Raw genomic sequence first — 21204 nt, forward strand, 5'->3', positions numbered from 1 at the left:
TCAGTTCTTTTTCTGGTCGGAAGCAGCGTCTTTGCCTGGCGCGCGGATCTGCTGCGGCGTGTTTGCGGCCACGGGCTTGATCTGCTGGTTCGGCTTCACCTTGCCCACGCCTTGCGTGATGATCTTGTCGCCGGGCTTGAGCCCGTCCGTCACGACCCAGTTGGTGCCGACGGTGCGGCTCGTCGTGATGTTCCGCTGTACCGCCTTGTTGCCCGGACCGACGAGGAACACGGTCGCATTGCCCTTGGCATCGCGCGACACTGCCTGTTGCGGCACGAGGAAGGCGTTATTGTCGATCGACTGTGCGAAGCTCGCGCGGACGAACATGCCGGGGAGCAGCAGTCCTTGCGGATTGGGGAAGCGGGCGCGCAGCGTCACGGTGCCGGTGGTGGCATCGACCATCGCTTCCAAAAACTCGACATCGCCGACCATGCCATAGTCGCTACCGTCCTCGAGCTTGAGCCGGACGTCGGCACGCCCCGCGGCGGAGGATCCTCCCCCGGCGAGCGCACGGCGAAGGCGGAGCAAGTCTGCACTTGCCTGCTGGATATCGACGAAGATCGGGTCGAGCCGCTGGATCACGGTCAGCGGGTCGGTCTGGCTCGCCGTAACCAGCGCGCCCTCGGTGTAGAGCGACCGGCCGATCTTGCCGGTGATCGGCGCGGGAACCGTGGTGAATTTGAGATTGATTCGCGCGGTTTCCAGCGCCGCGCGATTCTGCTGGACCGACGCGGACGCCTGGCGTGCGAGCGCAGCGGCGTCGGTGTAATCCTGCGCCGCGACTGCCTGCATGTCGGCAAGCGGCTTGTAACGGTCTGCCTTGACCTTGGTCGCGGACGCGTTTGCCGCAGCGCTCGCGAGATTGGCCTCGGCCTGATTTGCGGACGCCCGATAGAGTCGCGGATCGATCTGATAAAGCGGCTGGCCCTTGCGGACGATCGACCCTTCGGTGAAATATCGCTTGGTGATCAGGCCAGTGACCTGGGGACGGACCTCAGAAGTCTGGTAAGCCGAAGTCCGCGCGGCTAGTTCCGTTACCGTCGGGACGCTCGATTTCTGAATTTCGATATAGCCGACTTCCGGCGGCCCTTTCGGACCGCCGCGACCACCCTTTGAATCCGTCTTTTGCGCGCATCCGCTGATCGCCACCGTCGCAAGACCAAGCGCGCCCAGCGCGCACACGGGAAGAGTCCGCAATTTCATCCGAGCCGCTGCTCCGCAGGGGTATGCGCCACAGGAGGATACCCTGCGCAATCGTCGCCCAACGCAAGCTCATACGGGTTGTTCCAGCGGTGGATCAACTGTCTCGGTACGGCCCTATTGCGGCGCAGCAACGTCAGCGCAATTTCGCGATCGTAAGCCCGTCCGCCTTGGCGCGATCCTTGGTCGATTCCTCACTGCGCTTGAGCGCCTTGGAAATCGCCTTGAGCGCCATGCCCTTCTTGGCAAGCGTGTGCAGCTTCTGGATTTCGTCCGTCGTCCAGGGCTGGCGATGGCGCTCGAATCGTTCTTCACTCATGGCGACAGGCGGTATCGCATCGCGCCGCGACATACCATTGCCCGATACCGGCGCGAGGTTTAGGCGTTGCGCAAAAGGAGACGGATATGATCGCCGAAATGGACTTCGCGCTGGGCGAGACCGCGGACATGATTCGCGACACCACGCAACGCTTCGCCACCGACCGAATCGCGCCCTTGGCGTCAAAGGTCGATGCCGAGGACTGGTTCCCGCGGGCACTTTGGCCGGAAATGGGCGCGCTCGGGTTGCACGGGATCACCGTGGCCGAGGAAGATGGCGGGCTCGGGCTCGGCTATCTCGACCATGTCATCGCGTGCGAGGAGGTGTCGCGCGCGTCGGCGTCAGTCGGCCTGAGCTACGGCGCGCACTCCAATTTGTGCGTCAACCAGATCGCGCGCTGGGCGAACCCGGAGCAGAAGGCGAAATATCTGCCCAAGCTCATTTCGGGAGAGCATGTCGGCAGCCTCGCCATGTCGGAAAGCGGCGCGGGATCGGACGTCGTCGGCATGAAGCTCAAGGCGGACAAGGTGCAGGGGGGCTATGTCCTCAACGGCACGAAATTCTGGATCACCAACGCGGCTTACGCCGATACCCTCGTCGTCTATGCGAAGACCGGTGAGGGCTCGCGCGGGATCACGACGTTCCTGATCGAGAAGGACATGCCCGGCTTCGCGATCGGCCAGAAGATCGACAAGATGGGGATGCGCGGGTCGCCGACCGCCGAACTCGTCTTCACCGATTGCGAGGTTCCCGAAGCGAATATCATGGGCCCGGTCAACGGCGGCGTCGGCGTGCTGATGTCGGGGCTCGATTACGAGCGGACTGTGCTGGCGGGAATCCAGCTCGGGATCATGCAGGCGTGCCTCGACGTGGTCGTGCCCTATGTTCGCGAGCGGCAGCAGTTCGGCAAGCCGATCGGTGCGTTCCAGCTGATGCAGGGGAAGATCGCGGACATGTACGTCGCGCTCAATTCGGCGCGGGCCTATGTCTATGCGGTCGCGCGGTCGTGCGATGCCGGGAAGACGACGCGCTTCGATGCGGCGGGCGCGATTTTGCTCGCGAGCGAGAATGCGGTCCGCGTCGCGAACGAGGCGGTGCAGGCGCTTGGCGGCGCTGGCTATACCAAGGACTGGCCGGTCGAGCGGTTCTACCGCGATGCCAAGTTGCTCGACATCGGGGCGGGGACCAACGAGATCCGCCGGATGCTGATCGGGCGGGAATTGATCGGACACGACGCGCCGAACGCGCAATAACTCTGCTTTATGCTTCCCCGGCGGAGGCCGGGGCCCAGTCAGGGCGTCCAATGGCATTGCGCGCAGCACCCGCCATGATCCGCCCTCGACTGGGCCCCGGCCTTCGCCGGGGAAGTGCTTTCAGGAGTGCGCCGCGCCTTACCAGACGTGGACCCGGTCGGTGGGCGCCAGGTACAGCTTGTCGCCGGACTGCACCTTGAACGCCGGATACCAGGCATCGAGGTTGCGCACCGTCAGCACGCGGAACATCGCTGGCGCGTGGACGTCGGTCGCGATGCGCGCTCGGAGCGCCTTGTCCCGCATCTTGGTGCGCCAGCTCTGCGCGAAGGCGAGGAAGAAGCGCTGGTCGCCGGTCATGCCGTCGATCACCGGGGGTTCCTTGCCGCCATAGGAAGCGCGGTACGCCTCGTAAGCGGCAGTAAGGCCAGCGGTATCCGCGATGTTCTCGCCGAGTTCCTGACGGCCCTTGAGCTTCAGGCCCGGGAGCGCCTGATAGGCATCATATTGCGCGACCAGCGCCGACCCGGCCTGTTCGAACCGCTTGAGATCGGCGGGGGTCCACCAGTTGCGATATTTGCCGGTCGAATCGAAGTCCGCGCCGAGATTGTCGAAGCTGTGGCTGATCTCGTGCCCGATCACCGCGCCGATCGCGCCGTAGTTCGCCGCTGCGTCATACTTCGCGTCGAAATAGGGCGCCTGCAGGATCGCCGCGGGGAAGTTCAGCGCGTTCTGGAGCGGCAGGTTGACCGCATTGACGGTCTGCGGGGTCATCCACCATTCGGTCCGGTCGGGTGCCTTGCCGAGCTTGCCGATCTGGTAGCGATAGATCGCGCGGTCGGCGCGCTCGAGGTTGCCGATCGGGTCCTTCGCGTCGACCGCGAATTTCGGGAAGGCGCGCCAGTGGTCTGGATAGCCGACGCCGACGTACAGTACCGAAAGCTTGCGCCGTGCCTCGGCCTTGGTCGCGGGGGCCATCCAGTCGAGCTTGCTGATCCGCTGATCGAACGCGCCGACGATGTTCTTGACCATGGTCTGGATCTCGGCCTTCGACTGCGTCGAGAAGTAGCGCGCGGCGTAGAGCCGGCCGACCTCGTCGCCGAGTGCTGCATTGACCGCCGCGATGCTGCGCTTGTCGCGCGGCAATTGCGCGGGCGTGCCGTTGAGCTGCTTGCCATAGAAGGCGAAGCGCGCGTCATCGAATGCCTTTGGCAATACCGAGGCGACCGCACTGATGCGATGCGCGGTCAGCCAGTCCTGCCATGCGTCGAGCGGTTCGCTGGCGACCAGCGCGGAGAGTTTGGTGATCGCGTCGGGCTGCCACGCGATGAAGTCCTGCTGACCTGCGGGGATCCCCGCTGCGGTCCAGTAGCTCGCCCAGTCGATCCCCGGGGCCTTGCGGGCGAAGTCGGCGCGGGTCCAGGGGTTGTCGCCCTTGCTTGCGTCCTGGCTCGCCTCGATGTCGGTCTGCGCGGCGGCGATCTTCATCTCGAGCGCGAACACGCGCGCGGCGCGGGCGGCGGGGTCGCTCAGGCCCGCGAGGCCGAAGATCTGCTCGAGATACGCCTTATAGCCTTCGCGCAGCTCCGCCATCTGCGGGCTCTGCGACAGGTAATAATCGCGGTCGGCGAGGCCGAGGCCGCCCTGCATCAGATAGGGGATGTTGCGCTTGGGCTGGTTGAGATCCTGCGAAACGAACAGGCCGAACAGGTTTGTCGTGCTTGCGTAATTGTTGTTGTTGAACGGGTCGGTGTCGGCACGCATCTGCGCACCCATCACCTTCGCCAGCGCTGCCTTGTCACGCAGCGCGTAATAGGGCGCGATCAAGGTCTTGAGCGGCGCGGTGCCGCGCGCTTCGATTCCGGCGGTGTCGTTATAGGCGGCGTAATAATCCGCGATCAGCCGCTGGCTGCTGCCCGGCGCAGCGTTCGCCTTGCCAGCGTCCTGGATGATCGTCGCGTTGCGCAGCTCGGCGACCTTCGACACCTCGACCCCGACGCCGGTCGAGGAACGCGCGGGCTCGATCTCGGCGGTCTTGCGCCACGTGCCGTTAGCATAATCGTCGAAATTGTCGCCTGGCTTGACGCTCTGATCGACCAGCGCCTTGTCGACGCCCGACTGCGTACCGATCGCCTGCGCAGCAAGCGCGGTGCCGAGCGCAGAAGTGGCAAGCAGCGCAAGGGAGAGAAGCGGTACGCGAACCATGACAAGTATCCTCGGTAACTATCGGTTTGGCGTTGCGATAGACCCGCGCCACGGTTCTGCCAATCGGCTTTCCTTCGCCGCCCGGGGTCGCTAGGCAGTTTCAAATGCAACGGATACTGCAAGCAGGAAACCGCCCTTGAGCGCCCCCGTCCTAGACTCGAAGATCAGCGTCGACAGCGACACGTTCCGCGCGAATGCCGCGCACAATCGCGCGCTTGTGGAGCGGCTTGAGGCGGACGTCGCGACCGCTGCGCTGGGAGGCAACGCCAAGAGTCGCGAGCGCCATACCGCGCGTGGCAAACTGCTCCCGCGCGAGCGCGTCGAGCGGCTGCTCGATCCGGGGTCGCCCTTCCTCGAGATCGGCCAGCTTGCGGCGAATGGCCTGTATGACGACGAGGTGCCCGGGGCTGGCGTGATCGCCGGGATCGGGCGCGTGTCGGGGCGGCAGTGCATGATCCTGTGCAACGACGCGACCGTGAAGGGCGGGACCTATTATCCACTGACCGTGAAGAAGCATCTGCGCGCGCAGGAGATTGCCGAGGCGAACCATCTGCCGTGCATCTATCTCGTCGACAGCGGCGGCGCGAACCTGCCGCATCAGGCCGAGGTGTTCCCGGATCGCGACCACTTCGGGCGGATCTTCTTCAATCAGGCGAACATGTCCGCCAAGGGCATTCCACAGATCGCCTGCGTGATGGGGAGCTGCACCGCGGGCGGGGCGTATGTGCCCGCGATGTCGGACGAAACGATCATCGTGCGCGGACAGGGGACGATCTTCCTCGCCGGGCCGCCGCTGGTAAAGGCGGCGACGGGCGAGGTGATCTCGGCCGAGGAACTGGGTGGTGCTGATACGCACGGGCGCAAGTCGGGCGTGGTCGATCATGTCGCCGAGGATGACGATCATGCTCTGACGATCGTGCGCGATATCGTCTCGATGCTGCCGCCGCAGACCGACGGTGCCGTCAATTACGCCGAGCCGCGTGCGCCGAAGTTCGCGCCCGAGGAATTGTACGGGATCGTGCCGGCCGACGTTCGCGCGCCCTATGACGTGCACGAGATCATCGCGCGGTTGGTCGACGGGTCGGAGTTCCACGAGTTCAAGGCGTTGTACGGGACGTCGCTGGTGTGCGGCTTCGCGCATATCTGGGGGATTCCGGTGGCGATCCTCGCGAACAACGGCGTGCTGTTTTCGGAGAGCGCGCAGAAGGGCGCGCATTTTATCGAGCTGGCGTGCCAGCGAAAGATCCCGTTGCTGTTCCTGCAGAACATCTCGGGGTTCATGGTCGGCGGGCGCTACGAGGCGGAGGGGATCGCCAAGCATGGCGCGAAGCTCGTCACCGCTGTCGCTACCGCTACGGTGCCGAAGATCACGGTGCTGATCGGCGGAAGCTTCGGGGCGGGGAATTACGGGATGTGCGGGCGGGCCTATTCGCCGCGGTTCCTGTTCAGCTGGCCCAACAGCCGGATCTCGGTGATGGGGGGCGAGCAGGCGGCGTCGGTTCTCGCGACGGTGCATCGTGATGCGGAGGGCTGGTCGGCTGACGAGGCGGAGGCGTTCAAGGCGCCGATCCGGCAGAAATATGAGGATGAGGGCAACCCTTGGTACGCGACCGCGCGGCTGTGGGACGACGGGATCATCGACCCCGCACAGACGCGCGACGTGCTCGGTCTGGCATTCGCGGCGACGCTGAACGCGCCGATCCCGGAGCGGCCGGCGTTTGGCGTGTTCCGGATGTGATGGGGGTGCACGCTTTTCAATCCTCCCCCAACGGGGGAGGGGGACCGCCAGTCTTCTTCAGACTGGTGGTGGAGGGGTTTGCGCGACGGCGGACGTTGGATCCGGCATCCACCCCTCCACCGTTTGCTGAATGCTCACGGTTCCCCTCCCCGAGCAGAGCTCGGGGAAGATTTAGGACAGGATCATTCCTCCCCGGGCTCGTCTCGGGAAGGGGAGTGGAGGGGTGCCCGCTCCGTAGCGTGTGCGACGATACCCCGAACGACCGCATCGAGGTCTCGCAGGATGTCGACTGCCGGAATTCGCAGCGTGACGATCCCCTGCGCCTGAACCCAGGCATCGCGTCGGGCATCGCGTTGTGGCCTGTCCCCGCGACTATGCGCTTCGCCATCGACCTCGATGCAAAGCCGCGCGGCGTGACAATAGAAGTCGAGCGAGTAGACGCCGGCGGGCTGCTGCCGTCGCCATTTGTGCCCCGTGCCGCGTTTGCGCAACTGCTGCCACAGCAAGACCTCGGGCAAGGTCAGCTTGCGCCGCGATGCGCGCGAGCGGTGAAACGCTTCGGTCGTGCCCCGTATCATCCTGCCCGCTCCCCCGAGCGTTGCGTCAACCCCTCCACCATGCTTCGCATGGTCCCCCTCCCCGAGACAAGCTCGGGGAGGAATTTGCCGGAGTGCCCGCCATGTTCATGATCCTCGCGCTGCTTGCGCAAATGTCGTCGCAAGTCACCCCGGTGCAACCGCTCCCCAAGGGCACCGGCCTGCCGCCGCCAGCCAACGAAGAGGGGCAGGTCCTCGCCCCCGTCACCGCGCTGCTCGCCGGGATCGGCGCGCGGGATGCCGCGCGGATCGGCGACGCGATGCGTGCCGATGCGACCGCCACCTCGGCGAGCGAGAACGTCGACGGCACGCGCACCGTCAAGCACATGACCCGCGCCGAGCTGCTCGCGCGCTTCACGCCGGGCGCGGAGCGGTTCGAGGAGCGGATCGCCACCCCCGCGATCGAGATCGACGGCGACATCGCCATGGTGTGGGCACCCTATACCTTCAGCATCAACGGCACGCGCCATCACTGCGGCTACGATCATTTCGATCTGGTCCGCGAGAACGGGCGCTGGCTGGTCCAGAACATCACCTGGTCGTCGCGGACGACACCTTGCGAGAACTGACGTGATCCAATCGCTCCTCATCGCCAACCGCGGCGAGATCGCCTGCCGCATCATCCGCACCGCGCGCCACATGGGGGTGCGGACGATCGCGGTCTATTCGGACGCCGACGCGCAGGCGCTCCATGTCCGCGAGGCGGACGAGGCGGTCCACATCGGGCCGAGCCCGGCGCGCGAAAGCTATCTGGTCGGCGACAAGATCATCGCCGCCGCGCAGCAAACCGGCGCGGAGGCGATCCATCCGGGCTACGGCTTCCTCTCCGAGAACGCCGATTTCGCGCAGGCGGTGATCGACGCGGGGCTGATTTGGGTCGGACCCAACCCCGACAGCATCCGCGCGATGGGGCTGAAGGACGCGGCCAAGGCGCGGATGATCGCGGCGGGCGTGCCGGTGACGCCGGGGTATCTCGGCGAGGACCAGTCGCCCGAACGGCTCCGTGCCGAGGCGGACGCGATCGGCTATCCGGTACTGATCAAGGCGGTCGCCGGGGGTGGCGGCAAGGGGATGCGGCGGGTCGAGGCGGCCGAAGAGTTCGCCGACGGGCTGTTGTCGTGCCAGCGTGAGGCGGCGTCGTCGTTCGGCGACGCGCGCGTGCTGATCGAGAAGTACATTTTGTCGCCGCGCCATCTCGAGGTGCAGGTGTTCGGCGATACGCAGGGCAACGTCGTCCACCTGTTCGAGCGCGACTGTTCGCTCCAGCGTCGCCACCAGAAGGTGATCGAGGAAGCGCCCGCGCCCGGCATGACGCCAGCAACCCGCACTGCAATCTGCGCCGCGGCAGTGCGCGCGGCGAAGGCTGTGAACTATGTCGGCGCGGGGACGATCGAGTTCATCGCGGACGCGAGCGAGGGGCTGCGCGCGGACCGGATCTGGTTCATGGAAATGAACACGCGGCTGCAGGTCGAGCACCCCGTTACCGAGGAAATCACCGGGGTCGATCTGGTCGAGTGGCAGCTGCGTGTCGCCAGCGGCGAGCCGCTGCCGCATCGGCAGGACGAGCTCAGCATCAACGGCTGGGCGATGGAAGCGCGGCTGTATGCCGAGAACCCGTCGACCGGGTTCCTGCCGTCGACCGGGCCGCTCGAGCATCTCGTGCTCCCCGACGATGCGCGCGTCGAGACCGGCGTCGAGCAGGGCGGCGCGGTGTCGCCGTTCTACGATCCGATGATCGCCAAGTTGATCGTCCATGCGCCGACGCGCGTCGCCGCGATCGACCGGCTGTGGGACGCGACCACCGATGTCGAGGTGTGGCCGGTCCAGACCAATGCGGGGTTCCTCGGGCGGTTGTGCAGCGATCCCGATTTCCGTTCGGGGGCGGTCGACACCGGGCTGATCGCGCGGCGGGGGGATGCGCTGACGCAGCCGCCGGAAACCGAGGCTGCCGCGTTGCACGCGGTTGCTGCCGCGCTGGTAAGTGGGGACGACGGCACGCCGTGGACGACGGGGAGCGGGTTCCGGCTCAACGGCGCGGCGCGGCGGACCGTGCGGATCGTCGATCAGGCGGGGACGGTCCATGCGATCGACGACGTGACGTCCGATGACGATCTGGCGGAGGACGAGATCACGCTGTTCGCTCTTGGCGAGGCGCGGTCGTACCGGTTGTGGCGACCTTACGGGACCGCCTCCGGGGCTGCGGCGGACGGTGCGATCCTGTCGCCGATGCCGGGGCGGATCATCGCGGTCGACGTCGCGGCGGGCGATGCCGTGACCAAGGGACAGAAGCTCGTCACTCTGGAAGCGATGAAGATGGAGCACAGCCTGACCGCGCCGTTCGACGCACCGTCGCCGAGCTTTCGGCGACAAGCGGCGGACAGGTGAGCGAGGGCATGGTGCTGGTCCGGATCGCGCGGCGGGAGTCGGTGTAGGCTGTCTTTGCAGCTGACCCGGCATCCACCGTGCCGCGTGTCCTGTGCAAGGTTCGGTCAGGACCACGGTGGATTCCGGCCTGACGCCGAGATGACGGTCGCGGTGATGATCCGGTCTTTTCGAACCTGGAACTGTCCGATTTTCTGTCGCGTGCCAGCAACCGGCACAATCTTGCGACACTTGCGCGATACCGCAGCTCCCACGCCGCGCCCTGCCAACGACCGGAACCCCGATGACGCGATCGACTGTCCTGCTTACGCTCGCGCTTGCGGCGACCCCGAGCTTCGCGCTTGCCCAACAGGTGACTCCGCCTGCGCGGCCGACCACCCCGGCGCCCGAGGCGGGCGAGGGCGGTACGGACGCTGGCGAGGACGGTCCGGACATCGTCGTGCGAGGCGCGCGCCAGCCGGGGTCGGTGGTCGGCGACATTCCGCCCGAACAGCAACTCAGCCCCGCCGACATCCGCTCCTACGGCGTCGGATCGGTCACCGAGCTGCTCGCCGAACTCAGCCCGCAGATCCGCAGCGATCGCGGCAGCGGTGGCGCGCCGGTGGTGCTGATCGACGGGAAGCGCATCTCGGGTTTCCAGGAAATCCGCGACTTGCCGACCGAGGCGATCCAGCGCGTGGATATCCTGCCCGAGGAAGTCGCGCTGAAATACGGCTATCGCGCCGACCAGAAGGTGGTCAACTTCGTGCTCCGCCGCCGATTCAGGGCAGCGACGGTCGAACTCGCGGACCGGCTTGCGACCGCGGGTGGGCGCAACGCGCCGCAGGCCGAACTCGACCTGCTCAAGATTGCGCGGACCGGGCGGCTCAACCTTCACCTCGAATATCAGGGCGCGAACGCGCTGACCGAGGACGAGCGCGGGATCGTCCGCACGCCGACACCGTTCGCGATCGGCGGGAATGTCGTCGGCGTGGGCGGCGCGGTGATCGATCCCGCGCTCGGCACTGCGACGATCGCGGGCGTGCCGGGCACGAACCCGACGCTCGCCGATTTCGCAGGGACCGCCGGGCGCGCCAACGCGACCGACGTGACGCGCTATCGCACGCTGTTGCCCGAGACTCGCACGTTCAACGCGAATGCGACCTATGCCCGTTCGATCGGCAAGGTGTCTGCAACGTTCAACGGGACGCTGGGTACGACCAGCAGCGATTCGCTGCTCGGGCTACCGACGGTCGCGCTGACGCTGCCCGCGGGCAACCCGTTCTCGCCGTTCGCCAATACGGTCGTGGTCGATCGCGCACTGACCGGCGACTATCTCCCGCTCGCGCAACATGGGTCGACCGTCGCAGCGCATTTCGGGACGGTGCTCAACGGCACGATCGGGACGTGGCAATGGTCGGTGACCGGCGCGTATGATCACAGCGAGGCCAAGACCTTCACCGACACCGGGCTCGACACCAGCGCGTTCCAAGCGCGGCTGCTCGGCAATGATCCGACGGCGAACCCGTTCGGGGCGCTGACCCCGGGCGTGATCGGCCCGCTGCCGTCGAACTTCGGCTATTCGGTATCGAACGAGACGCAGGTCGACGCGCTGTTCACCGGCAGCCTATTCAAGCTGCCCGCGGGCGACGTGACGACGAGCGTCCATCTCGGCGGCGACATCAACGATTTCAGCAGCCGCTCGTTTCGCGCCGGGCTGACCTCGACCGGGGCGGTGTCGCGCAAGACCGGGAGCGGTCAGCTCAACCTCGACGTACCACTCACCAGCCGCGGCAAGGATGTGCTCGGGGCGATCGGGAGCCTTTCGGTCAACGGCAATTTCGCGGTCGACCAGCTTTCGGATTTCGGGACGCTCAAGACGATCGGCTACGGGCTCAACTGGTCACCGGTCGTCCCGCTACGCATCATCGCGTCGGTCACCGACCAGGATGGCGCACCGACCCCGCAACAGCTCGGCAACCCGCAGATCACCACGCCCAACGTCGCGGTGTTCGATTATGTGCTGGGCCAGAATGCGGTGGTGACGACGCTGTCGGGGGGCAACCCCAATTTACGCGCGAGCAACAGCCATACGGTCAAGGTCGGCGCGACGCTCAAGCCGTGGAGCACCAGGCAACTCACGCTGTCCGCCAATTATGTCCAGGCGCGGGTGGAGAACCCGATCGTCGCGTTCCCGACCGCGACCGCCGCGATCGAAACGGCGTTCCCCGATCGCTTCACGCGCGGAGCGGACGGGGTGCTGCAACGGCTCGATACGCGGCCGATCAATTTCGCCGAGACGAGCCGGTCCGAACTGCGGTGGGGGATCAACTTCTCGGCACCGCTCAAGTCCAAGCTTCAGAAGCAGTTCGAGGCGTTTCGCGCCGGGACCGGGCCGAACCCGTTCGCGGGGCTGCGCCCGCCGGGGGGCGGGCGGCCTGGAGACGGTCCTGCGGCCGGCGGTCGTGGTCCCGGTGGTCCGGGTGGCCCCGGTGGTGCTGGTGGCCCGGGCGGTGGTGGCGGTCGCGGGTTCGGCGGCGGCGGGCGGGGCAATGCCGGCGGACGGTTGCAGTTCGCGCTGTATCACACCTGGCATTTCACCAATCGCGTGCTCGTCCAGGGCGGACCTGCGCTCGACCTGCTCAACGGCGATGCGATCGGATCGAGCGGCGGGCAGCCGCGCCATGAGCTCGAGGGGCAGGCGGGCTATAACAACAACGGCCTCGGCGTGCGCTTCTCGGCCAATTGGCAGAGCGCGACCGATGTCAACGGCGGGACGCTTGGCAACCCGCAGAACCTCCGCTTCTCGGGGCTCGGGACGGTCGGGGTGCGGCTGTTCGGCGATCTCGGGCAGCGGCTCGATCTGGTCAAGGCGCATCCGTGGGTGCGCGGGATGCGGGTCGCGGTGTCGGTCGATAACCTGTTCGACACGCGCCAGCGCGTGACTGACGCCAATGGCACGACGCCGGTGGCGTATCAGCCGGGCTATCTCAACCCGCTCGGGCGGACGGTGCGGGTGTCGGTCCGGAAGCTGTTTTTCTGAACGGTTCAATGCCCTCGGGGCGGTTTTGCCCTTCATCCTGAGCGCTTCCCCGGCGAAGGCCGGGGCCCGGTCGAAGGGGTCGCGGTAACGAAGCGCGGTGTGTGCCGTCGAATGGTATCGCTACTGGGCCGCGGCCGTCACCAGGGAAGCAATTCCAAGAGTATGGCAAGCCCGCTCCCTCACTCCGCGATCGCGAAGCTTTCGAGCGCGCGCCGCGCGCCGATCGCATGACGTGCGGCGGCGAGAGTGCTGCACAAGGCGCGCGCGGTCTGCTCGACCGTTTCCAGCATCTCGCGCGCATATTGCGGGTCGAGATCGTCGACCACCGCCTCGAAATGGGTGTGCCCGCCATCCGCCATCCCGAAGATCGACAGCAGGTAGCGATCGAATGCCTGATGGAGCGACTGCCACTGGCCCTGTTCCTCGAGCCATGCGCGTGTCGTCGCGGAGGTCGACAGGGTCGCGAAGGTGCGGCCGTCGAGCACCGCGTCGGGGACGTTGTGCGCGATCGAATCCGGGGTCAGCGCGGCGCCGAGCACGCGGTCGACATAGCCCTTGATGATCGCGGGCGGCATGCCGAACCACAAGGGATAGACGAAGACCACGACATCGGCCTGCCTGAGCAACCCGAGTTCGCGCGACACGTCCGATGACAGGTGGTTGCCAAGCGATCCCGGACGATGGTCCGCGCGCAGACGCGGGTCGAAATCGAGGACGTACAGATCGCGCAGGTCCGCTTCCTGCCCACAGGATCGGACCGTTTCGCAATAGCGTTCGGCGATGGCATGGTTGAAGCTGCCCTCGGCGGGATGGCCGAGAACGACGACATGGCGAAGCGCGGGGGGAGTGCTGTCGAAATGGGCCACGGCGGATCTCCGGATAGAGGACGCGCCGGCTCGCCCCCTTGGCCAAGCCGGACCTTGCGTTTGGGCGATCCTGCGCCCCGCTGGATCGCGGCGCCATCCGTAGAGATACGCAGGCTTTACTAGCGCGCGCGCAACGTAATGCCGATCGTGCGCGGTTCGCTGGGCGTGCCGAGGATAAGGCCCGAATTGCCGGCCTGGATCGTCAGGTTCTGGATATAGTTCGAATCGAACAGATTGCGCACGAAGACCGCGATTTCCAGCCCGCTCGTCGCGTGGAAGCCGAGGCTTGCGTTGGTCTGGTTGAACCCGTCGATCAGGGTGTAGCGCGAAAGCGTCGGGTCGCCGTAATAGCTCGAGCGGAAGTTCGAATCGGCGTGCAGGACGATAGCGCCCGGTCCAATCGGCTGCGCATAGTCGAGCCCGATCGTCTCCGACCATCTCGACAGGCCCGCGAGCGGACGTCCGGTCAGGTTGCACGCGGTCGTCGCGTTGGTCTGGAGTTCAAGCGGGCACGGGCCGGCCGGATAGTTGGAGTAGCGGCCGTTGGCGTACGCCATGTTCGCGCGCAGTTGCAGCGTGCGGGTAACCTGTGCGGTGACGTCGGCCTCGACGCCCTTCACCGTCACTTTCGGGATATTCGACAGATAGCCGCGCAGCGCGACCGTTTGCGAGCTGTCGACCAGCGTCGCCTGGAAATCGCGAACGTCGGTCAGATAGCTTGCGAGATTGACCGTCAGTCGCCGGTCGAACAGTTGCGATTTCAGTCCCACTTCATAGGTCTGATTGCGCTCGGGGCGGATCAATGCAGTGGTCAGCACCGCTTGGTTCTGCGCGTCGAGCGGCAGACCCGACAGGTTGATCCCGCCCGATTTGAACCCGCGCGCATAGCTGCCGTAGGCGAGCACGCGGTCAGTCATCTGCCACGCGATATTGGCGCGGCCCGACAGGTTGCTCTCGTCGTCATGCGCATCGTAGCTTTGCGGCCGCAGCACGCCGAGCTTGGCGTTGAGCAGCGCGGTGTTGGTCGTCTGCAACCCGCCGAAGACGTAGGTCGCATACGTGCCGTCCTTGACCTCATAGGTATAGCGCAGCCCCCCGGTCAGCGTGATCCGGGGCAGGATCTTGTAATTGAGCTCCGCGAAGGCGGCATAACTGTCCTGTTTCAGCCGCGTGCTGCCATCGGTGCCATAGCCGTCGAGCAGGTTGGTTGGGACGCGGACGGTGCTCGCGCCGGTGCCGGTCGTGGGGCCGATCAGCCAATAGGCCGCCTGCGATCCATAGACACTGTTGGGGCGGCCGACGATTTTCTGGTCGAAGACATAGAGCCCCGCGACATAGCCGAGCGGGTGATCGCCGTTCGACGCGAGGCGAAGTTCCTGGCTGAACTGGTCCTGCCGCGACGGGATATGCTGGATCAGCTGGATCGGGACGCCGGTATAGTCGCGGTCGTTCGCCGCATCCCAGTTCCAGAACCGCCACGCGCTGACCGAGGTGAGCGTGCCGAACCCGAGGTTCCAGTCGGCGATTGCCGAGACGCCGCCTTCGTTGGTGGTAACGCCGAGCGGCGCGTCGATGTCGGTCTTGCGGTCATAGGGGTTGGTGCTGGGGGGCGCATAGTTCAGCCCCGCCGAAAGCGCCGGATATTGCCGTGCCCCCGGGCGCAGGCTCTGCCCGACGCGCAGGTACACCTGCGTGCAGCATTCGCTTTCGAAATTGGTGAAGTCGGCGGTGAGCCGGAGCGAGAAATCGGTGGTGGGGCGGAACAGCAACTGGCCGCGGATCGCCTGATTGCCGATCCCGTTCTGCCGCGCGCCGGTCGCAACGTTGCGGATGGTGCCGTCACGGCGAGTGACCAGCCCCGAGACGCGGAACGCGAGCGTGTCGCCGACCAGTGGGCCTGAGGCGGATGCCTTGGCCTGGACGAAATTATAGCTGCCGACCGACAGTTCCTCGCTCGCCTCGGCGGTGAAGGTCGGTGCGCGCGTGACGATGTTGATCGCGCCCGCCGTGGTATTCTTGCCGAACAGCGTACCCTGAGGGCCGCGCAACACTTCGATCCGTTCGATATCCGAGAAATCGAACGCGGCGGTCGCCGGGCGCGCGTGATAGACCTGGTCGACATAGAAGCCGACGCCGGGCTCCAGACCGTCGTTCGCCTGGCTCACCGCAACGATACTGCTGCCCAGGCCGCGGATTGTGAAGGCGGTATTGCGCGGATTGGCCGAGCTGTAGGTCAGGCTCGGCACCAGCAGGCTGAGCTGCTGCGTATTCACCGTGTACGACCGGTCGATCAATGTTCCCCCGACGACCGAGACCGCGAGCGGGACGGTTTGAAGGTCCTCGTCGCGGCGGCGGGCGGTGACGATGATCTCGCTATCGTCCGAGGTCGCCGCGGCCGGCGCCGTCGACGCGTCGCGCGCCGCGGCGGGACTGGCGCCGCCGATGATGAACGCCGCCGTCGAGATCAAGACGGCCCAAGTCGCTGTTCGCATGCAATCCCCGTCGTTCCCTCGCCAGACCGGCGACTCGCTATATTCCTTGGGATATAGCGAACGATACGAAGGTGTCTCGCGCGAATTGGCACGAGACAAAAAAGAAGCCCCGGTTTCCCGAGGCTTCAAAGTCTGGTCATGAACCGTCGAGGATCAGGGTGGGGGGAACGACGGTCCCGCGGGTCGCTGGAGCTTTGGCTCAGTCGAGCCCGACTTCGCGCGAAGCCAGGGGGAGCTTCGGCGAAAGCGCGGCAATCTCGGAACGGGCGATCTGGCGGCAATTCTGCGGCTGGAAGATCAGGCCCTTTCCGGTCTGCATATGGGGCTGGCGGAGCTGGCACCGCGCGAAGGCGGTCTGCTCGGTGCGAGACATCGCGGTCGCACGGTCGGCGCTACCGCCGGCAAAGGCCGGAGCGGCGGCAAGGACGAGCACGGGAAGCGCGGCGGCGGTAAGGATCTGGCGGAACATCACAGTGCAATCTCCGAGGGAGTTCGATGACCACCAGATACGCCAGGCGTCTTGCCAGCCCTTCGCTGGCGTGTGAGGAAACGTTGCTCGCCGCGGGCCGTAACGGAAAGTCATGGTCCGTTGACCGCGCGGGCCCGCAACCGTACCGAAACAATTCCGGCTCCCCAACGGTTACGCGCTGCATATGACGACACCCCCAACGATTGTTCTCGTCGAGGACGACCCCGCGCTGCGGACGCTCACCACCCGGGCGCTGCAGGAACACGGCTATATGGTTCGTCCGGCTGCTTCCGCCCCCGAAATGTGGCTGGCGATGGAGGCAGGACCGGTCGATCTCGTGCTGCTCGACATCATGCTGCCCGGCACCGACGGGATCGAGCTTTGCCGCAAGCTGCGCCAGCAGAGCAACGTACCGATCATCTTCGTCAGCGCGCGTGGCAGCGAGACGGACCGGGTGGTCGGGCTCGAATTGGGGGCGGACGATTATCTCGCCAAGCCGTTCGGTACGCGCGAGCTGACCGCGCGGATTCGTGCGGTGCTGCGCCGGGTCGATGCGCCGCGCGATACGCGTGATCGCGAGCAGGGGTTGATCAGTTTCGACGGCTGGACGGTCAACCTCCCGCGACGCGAGCTGCGGTCACCGAGCGGGGCGGTGGTGGATCTCACCGGTGCCGAATTCGATCTGCTGACGAGCCTGATCGATCATGCCGGGCGCGTCATCGCGCGCGAACGGCTGATCGAACTGTCGCGGACCCGCATGGGCGACAGCACCGATCGCAGTGTCGACGTGCTGGTCAGCCGGTTGCGACGCAAGCTCTCGGTCGATGACCAGCCCCCGCCGATCGTGACGGTGCGCGGCGTCGGCTATATGTTCAACGCGACCGTCGCGCGCACGTGACCCACTTCGTGCGACCGTCGCTCGGGTTGATCGGGCGGGTCGTCGCGATCCTGCTGTTCGCGACGCTTGTCGAGTTCGCGATGAGCACGGTGCTGTACGAACGCGCGAGCCAGTTCTCGGTGCGCGACGACGAGGGTCGGCGGCTGGCCGAACATCTCGTGATCGCGCGTCGGCTGGTGGCAACGCGCCCGCCGGCGGAGCGCGCGGAAATGGCGCGGGCGGTGTCGACCGCGCATTATGCGATGGCATGGCAGGCGGATGCCCCCCCGCCGAGCGACCGCTCGCTTTCCGAAATGCGGAGCAAGGTGCTCGCATGGGAGCCCGTGTTGCAATCGGCTCCCCTGCGGATGCGGCTGGAACCCGCCGGGACGGGATCGTTCGTCACCGGCGGTGCCGCCTTGCCCGATGGTAGCTGGATCCACTTCCGCACCGCCGAGGCGATCGACAGCCTGGACGAGTCGCGCAGCCGCATCCTAATCGCCCTCGGCATCGCGGCGGCAGTGATGGCGCTTGGCGGCGGGCTGATCGGGCGGACGTTGCGACCGATGCGGCTGCTCGCGAGCGCGGCGGATCGGTTCGGCATGGGCAAGTCGGAACCGCTTGCCGAGGAAGGCCCCGCCGAAGTGCGACGCGTGATCACCGCGTTCAACCGGATGCAGGCGCGGATTCAGCAGTTGATTACCGACCGGACGCAGGCGCTGGCGGCGGTCGGGCACGATATCCGGACTCCGCTCGCACGGTTGCGGTTGCGCGCGGAAAGCATCGAGTCCGCGCCGGTCCGCGACGAGATCCTCGACGACGTTGCCGAGATGGACGCCATGGTCGGGTCCTTGCTCGCGTTCCTTGGCGGCGAGGACGATCCCGAAAAGCCGGTGCTCGCCGATCTCGCGGTGTTGTGCGCGACACTGGCGGACGATGCGGTCGATCACGGGCGTGCCGTCGAGTATGTCGGACCGTACCATTTGGAGCACGTCTTCCGCCAGTTGGGGATGAAGCGCGCGCTGTCCAATCTGGTCGATAACGGGCTCCACCACGGGACCGAAGTGACGATCGGCCTGACGAAAACCTCCGACGCGGTGGTCGTGACGATCGAGGACAACGGCCCGGGGATTCCGCCCGAGCAGTTGCAGAGCGTGCTGGAGCCCTTCGTTCGGCTCGATACCGCACGTCGTCGGGATACGCTGGGGTTGGGGCTTGGTCTTGCGATCGTGGTGCGCGCGGTTGCGCTGGAGAAGGGGACGCTGTCGCTGGTCAACCGACCGGAGGGCGGACTGCGGGCCGAGATCCGGCTTCCGACAGTCTCGTAACCCGTTCGTCGCTCCAGCCGAGCGGTCGGGGCGCCTGCGAAGACACGCTTTCTTACAAAGGTGCCGCGGCGCAGCAAAGCGTGTCCGCTATTTCATACTGTGAAGTCCGCGCACTCCATCTCGCGCGGCCAACGCAGGAGCCCAAATTCATGAACGAGCTCATCGGTCGTGTCTTCGACTTTCAGAAGAACATTTTTCCCCAGAAGAGCGCGCTCTATCAGAACCTCGCCGCAAACGGACAGAGCCCCAAGGCACTGATCATTTCCTGCTCGGATTCGCGGGTCGTCCCTGAGGAGATTTTGCAGGCAAACCCGGGCGACCTGTTCGTCTGCCGCAATGCCGGCAACATCGTTCCCCCGTTCAGCAACGCCAATGGCGGCGTGACCTCGACGGTCGAGTTTGCCGTAATGGTCCTCGGCGTGCGCGACATCATCATCTGCGGCCATTCGGACTGCGGCGCGATGAAGGCGCTGATGAAGCCCGGTTCGCTCGACAGCATGCCCAACGTCGCCGCCTGGCTGCGCCATAGCGACGCCGCGTTCAGCGTCGTCCGCGACGGCTATCCCGAGCTTTCGGGGCCGGAACAGGCACGCGCCGCCGCTCTCGAGAACGTGGTCGTCCAGCTGGCGCATCTGCGCACGCATCCGTCGGTCGCCTCCGGCATCGCACGCGGCGAGATCGCGCTGCACGGCTGGTTCTTCGACATCCACAACGGCGTCGTGCTCGCACTCGACGGCGCGAGCGGTCGCTTCGAGGAAATCAACGCCGACCGTCCGATGCCGGTCGCGCTCGCCGCGCAGTCGCGTCTGGCAGCGGGTGAGCCCATGCTCGAGGCAGCCGAATGAAAACCGTAGCCGGTGTGAAGCTCCCGACGCTGGCGATCGCCTCGCGGGACTTTACCGCATCGATCGTCGTGTTCTTGGTCGCGATGCCCTTGTGCATGGGCATCGCGGTGGCATCGGGCGTTCCGCCTGAAAAGGGGCTGATCACCGGCATCATCGGCGGCATCGTCGTCGGTGCGTTCGCGGGCTCGCCACTGCAGGTCTCCGGACCGGCGGCGGGGCTCGCGGTCGTCGTGTTCGAGCTCGTGCGCGACAAGGGTTTGTCCGCGCTTGGTCCGATCCTCATTCTCGCCGGGCTGATCCAGTTGATCGCCGGCATTTTGAAGGTCGGCGGCTGGTTTCGCGCAATCTCTCCGGCGGTCGTCCACGGGATGCTCGCGGGGATCGGCGTGCTGATCGTCGTCGGGCAGTTCCACGTCCTGTTCGACGCCAAACCGCTGCCGAGCGGACTGCAGAACCTCGTCGCCATCCCGGAGCGGCTGATCGGCCTGTCCACCGTCAATCTTTCGACCGTCGAGCATGCCTTTGCGATCGGCCTGCTGACTATCGCGACGATGCTCGGCTGGGAGCGCTTCCGTCCGGCATCGATGCGGCAAGTGCCGGCGGCGCTGATCGGCGTGCTCGTCGGTACGCTGACGGCTTACACGCTGGGGCTGGAGATCAACCGGGTCACGGTGCCCCAGTCGATCGTTTCCGCGGTTGCGCTGCCGGGGCCGGAATTCCTCGCCAAGTGGATGGACCCGTCGATCATCGTCGCGGCGCTCGCGATCGCGTTCATCGCCAGCGCGGAGACGCTGCTGTCGGCGGCGGCGGTCGACCGGATGCACGATGGCGTCCGGACCAACTACAACAAGGAACTGCGCGCGCAGGGGATCGGCAACCTGCTGTGCGGCTTTGCCGGGGCGTTGCCGATGACCGGCGTGATCGTCCGCAGTTCGGCCAACGTCCAGGCGGGCGCGACGACCCGGATGTCGACGATGCTGCACGGCGTGTGGATTCTCGGTTTCGTCGCCTTGCTGCCGTGGCTGTTGCGCGAAATTCCGATGGCGGCGCTTGGCGCGGTGCTCGTCATCACCGGCGTCCGGCTGGTCAGCCTCGCGCACGTCAAGCATCTGTTCCACAGCTATGGCGTGTTGCCTGCGCTGATCTGGGCGGTGACGCTGATCGTCGTGGTGACCGAGGATCTGCTGACCGGGGTGCTGACCGGGATCGCGCTTTCGCTGCTTGAGCTGCTGCCGCATCTGCGCAGCCTCAACCTCAAGGTCGTCCGGCCTGCGGTTGCGGACGAAGCGGATATGGTCCTCTCGGGCAGCGCGACGTTCGTGACGCTGCCGAAGCTGAGCGACACGCTCGATTCCCTGCCGCTGCGCGCGGCGGACCATTCGTTCGTGCGGATGGATGTGTCGGGGCTGACCAAGGTCGACCACACTTGCGCCGAGCTGATGAAGGACTGGCTCGCGCGGCGTAAGGCCGGTGGAAACCCGGTGGAGCTGACGGGTGCGTCGCCCAAGCTGGAGGCGATGATGGCCTGAACGTCACAGCCTCGGCAATGTTTCGTTACGAAGAAGCAATGCTGCGGTGCGGTATTTTCGGTACGGAGAGAATGTTCGGGAGGGAT

General features: G+C 66.2%; 15 protein-coding genes and 1 pseudogene. 9 read left to right on the plus strand and 7 right to left on the minus strand.

The window, feature by feature from the left end; genetic code table 11:
- Entirely contained in the window at positions 1-1203 is a 1203-nt protein-coding gene (locus RI03_RS07320; protein WP_443208549.1) for an efflux RND transporter periplasmic adaptor subunit, read from the minus strand.
- 133 nt (positions 1204-1336) lie between these two features.
- On the minus strand, positions 1337-1519 hold the full coding sequence (locus tag RI03_RS07325) for a hypothetical protein (RefSeq protein WP_026046530.1): 183 nt from the start codon (positions 1517-1519) through the stop codon (positions 1337-1339).
- Positions 1520-1605: 86 nt separating this feature from the next.
- On the opposite strand from RI03_RS07325, the gene RI03_RS07330 reads away from it, so the two are divergent.
- On the plus strand, positions 1606-2772 hold the full coding sequence (locus tag RI03_RS07330) for an isovaleryl-CoA dehydrogenase (protein WP_010216258.1): 1167 nt from the start codon (positions 1606-1608) through the stop codon (positions 2770-2772).
- A 138-nt stretch (positions 2773-2910) separates the two neighbouring features.
- Here the strand turns inward: RI03_RS07330 and RI03_RS07335 are convergent, their stop codons facing one another.
- Complete coding sequence (locus tag RI03_RS07335; protein ID WP_010216260.1) at positions 2911-4974, minus strand: M13 family metallopeptidase; 2064 nt, start codon at positions 4972-4974, stop codon at positions 2911-2913.
- Positions 4975-5110: 136 nt separating this feature from the next.
- Here RI03_RS07335 and RI03_RS07340 point away from each other — a divergent pair, with 136 nt between their 5' ends.
- On the plus strand, positions 5111-6712 hold the full coding sequence (locus tag RI03_RS07340; protein WP_010216261.1) for a carboxyl transferase domain-containing protein: 1602 nt from the start codon (positions 5111-5113) through the stop codon (positions 6710-6712).
- Positions 6713-6894: 182 nt separating this feature from the next.
- Here the strand turns inward: RI03_RS07340 and RI03_RS07345 are convergent, their stop codons facing one another.
- A complete protein-coding gene (locus RI03_RS07345) occupies positions 6895-7290 on the minus strand; it encodes an endonuclease domain-containing protein (RefSeq protein ID WP_010216262.1) in 396 nt (131 codons plus the stop codon).
- A 101-nt stretch (positions 7291-7391) separates the two neighbouring features.
- On the opposite strand from RI03_RS07345, the gene RI03_RS07350 reads away from it, so the two are divergent.
- The 3 genes and pseudogenes from RI03_RS07350 to RI03_RS24285 all read left to right on the plus strand — a co-directional run bounded on the left by RI03_RS07350 (position 7392) and on the right by RI03_RS24285 (position 12712).
- Positions 7392-7877, plus strand: coding sequence for a nuclear transport factor 2 family protein (locus RI03_RS07350; protein WP_010216263.1), 486 nt, complete (start codon positions 7392-7394; stop codon positions 7875-7877).
- A gap of 1 nt (position 7878) precedes the next feature.
- Positions 7879-9740, plus strand: a pseudogene (locus tag RI03_RS07355) (acetyl/propionyl/methylcrotonyl-CoA carboxylase subunit alpha).
- A gap of 233 nt (positions 9741-9973) precedes the next feature.
- The gene (locus RI03_RS24285) at positions 9974-12712 is read left to right on the plus strand and encodes a TonB-dependent receptor (RefSeq protein WP_010216265.1); all 2739 of its coding nucleotides are present in this window, start codon (positions 9974-9976) and stop codon (positions 12710-12712) included.
- A gap of 179 nt (positions 12713-12891) precedes the next feature.
- Here the strand turns inward: RI03_RS24285 and RI03_RS07365 are convergent, their stop codons facing one another.
- From RI03_RS07365 to RI03_RS07375, 3 genes are all read right to left on the minus strand, one after another.
- Positions 12892-13578 (minus strand): NAD(P)H-dependent oxidoreductase, encoded by a 687-nt coding sequence (locus RI03_RS07365; protein ID WP_010216267.1) that lies wholly within the window; start codon positions 13576-13578, stop codon positions 12892-12894.
- Between the two features lie 119 nt (positions 13579-13697).
- The gene (locus tag RI03_RS07370) at positions 13698-16070 is read right to left on the minus strand and encodes a TonB-dependent receptor (protein WP_026046532.1); all 2373 of its coding nucleotides are present in this window, start codon (positions 16068-16070) and stop codon (positions 13698-13700) included.
- 199 nt (positions 16071-16269) lie between these two features.
- Positions 16270-16539, minus strand: coding sequence for a hypothetical protein (locus RI03_RS07375; protein ID WP_238542306.1), 270 nt, complete (start codon positions 16537-16539; stop codon positions 16270-16272).
- A 184-nt stretch (positions 16540-16723) separates the two neighbouring features.
- Here RI03_RS07375 and RI03_RS07380 point away from each other — a divergent pair, with 184 nt between their 5' ends.
- From RI03_RS07380 to RI03_RS07395, 4 genes are all read left to right on the plus strand, one after another.
- Entirely contained in the window at positions 16724-17437 is a 714-nt protein-coding gene (locus tag RI03_RS07380; protein ID WP_010163190.1) for a response regulator, read from the plus strand.
- On the plus strand, positions 17434-18744 hold the full coding sequence (locus RI03_RS07385) for an ATP-binding protein (RefSeq protein WP_010216272.1): 1311 nt from the start codon (positions 17434-17436) through the stop codon (positions 18742-18744). The genes RI03_RS07380 and RI03_RS07385 overlap by 4 nt, the downstream gene beginning before the upstream one ends.
- 149 nt (positions 18745-18893) lie before the next feature.
- Positions 18894-19589 carry a carbonic anhydrase gene (locus tag RI03_RS07390; RefSeq protein ID WP_010163195.1) on the plus strand — a complete coding sequence of 232 codons (696 nt, stop codon included), beginning with the start codon at positions 18894-18896 and terminating at the stop codon, positions 19587-19589.
- A complete protein-coding gene (locus RI03_RS07395) occupies positions 19586-21118 on the plus strand; it encodes a SulP family inorganic anion transporter (protein ID WP_051007245.1) in 1533 nt (510 codons plus the stop codon). The genes RI03_RS07390 and RI03_RS07395 overlap by 4 nt, the downstream gene beginning before the upstream one ends.
- The last annotated feature ends 86 nt before the right edge of the window (positions 21119-21204 follow it).

The sequence above is a fragment of the Sphingomonas sp. PAMC 26621 genome (genome assembly GCF_000251145.1).
Classification (GTDB): domain Bacteria; phylum Pseudomonadota; class Alphaproteobacteria; order Sphingomonadales; family Sphingomonadaceae; genus Sphingomonas.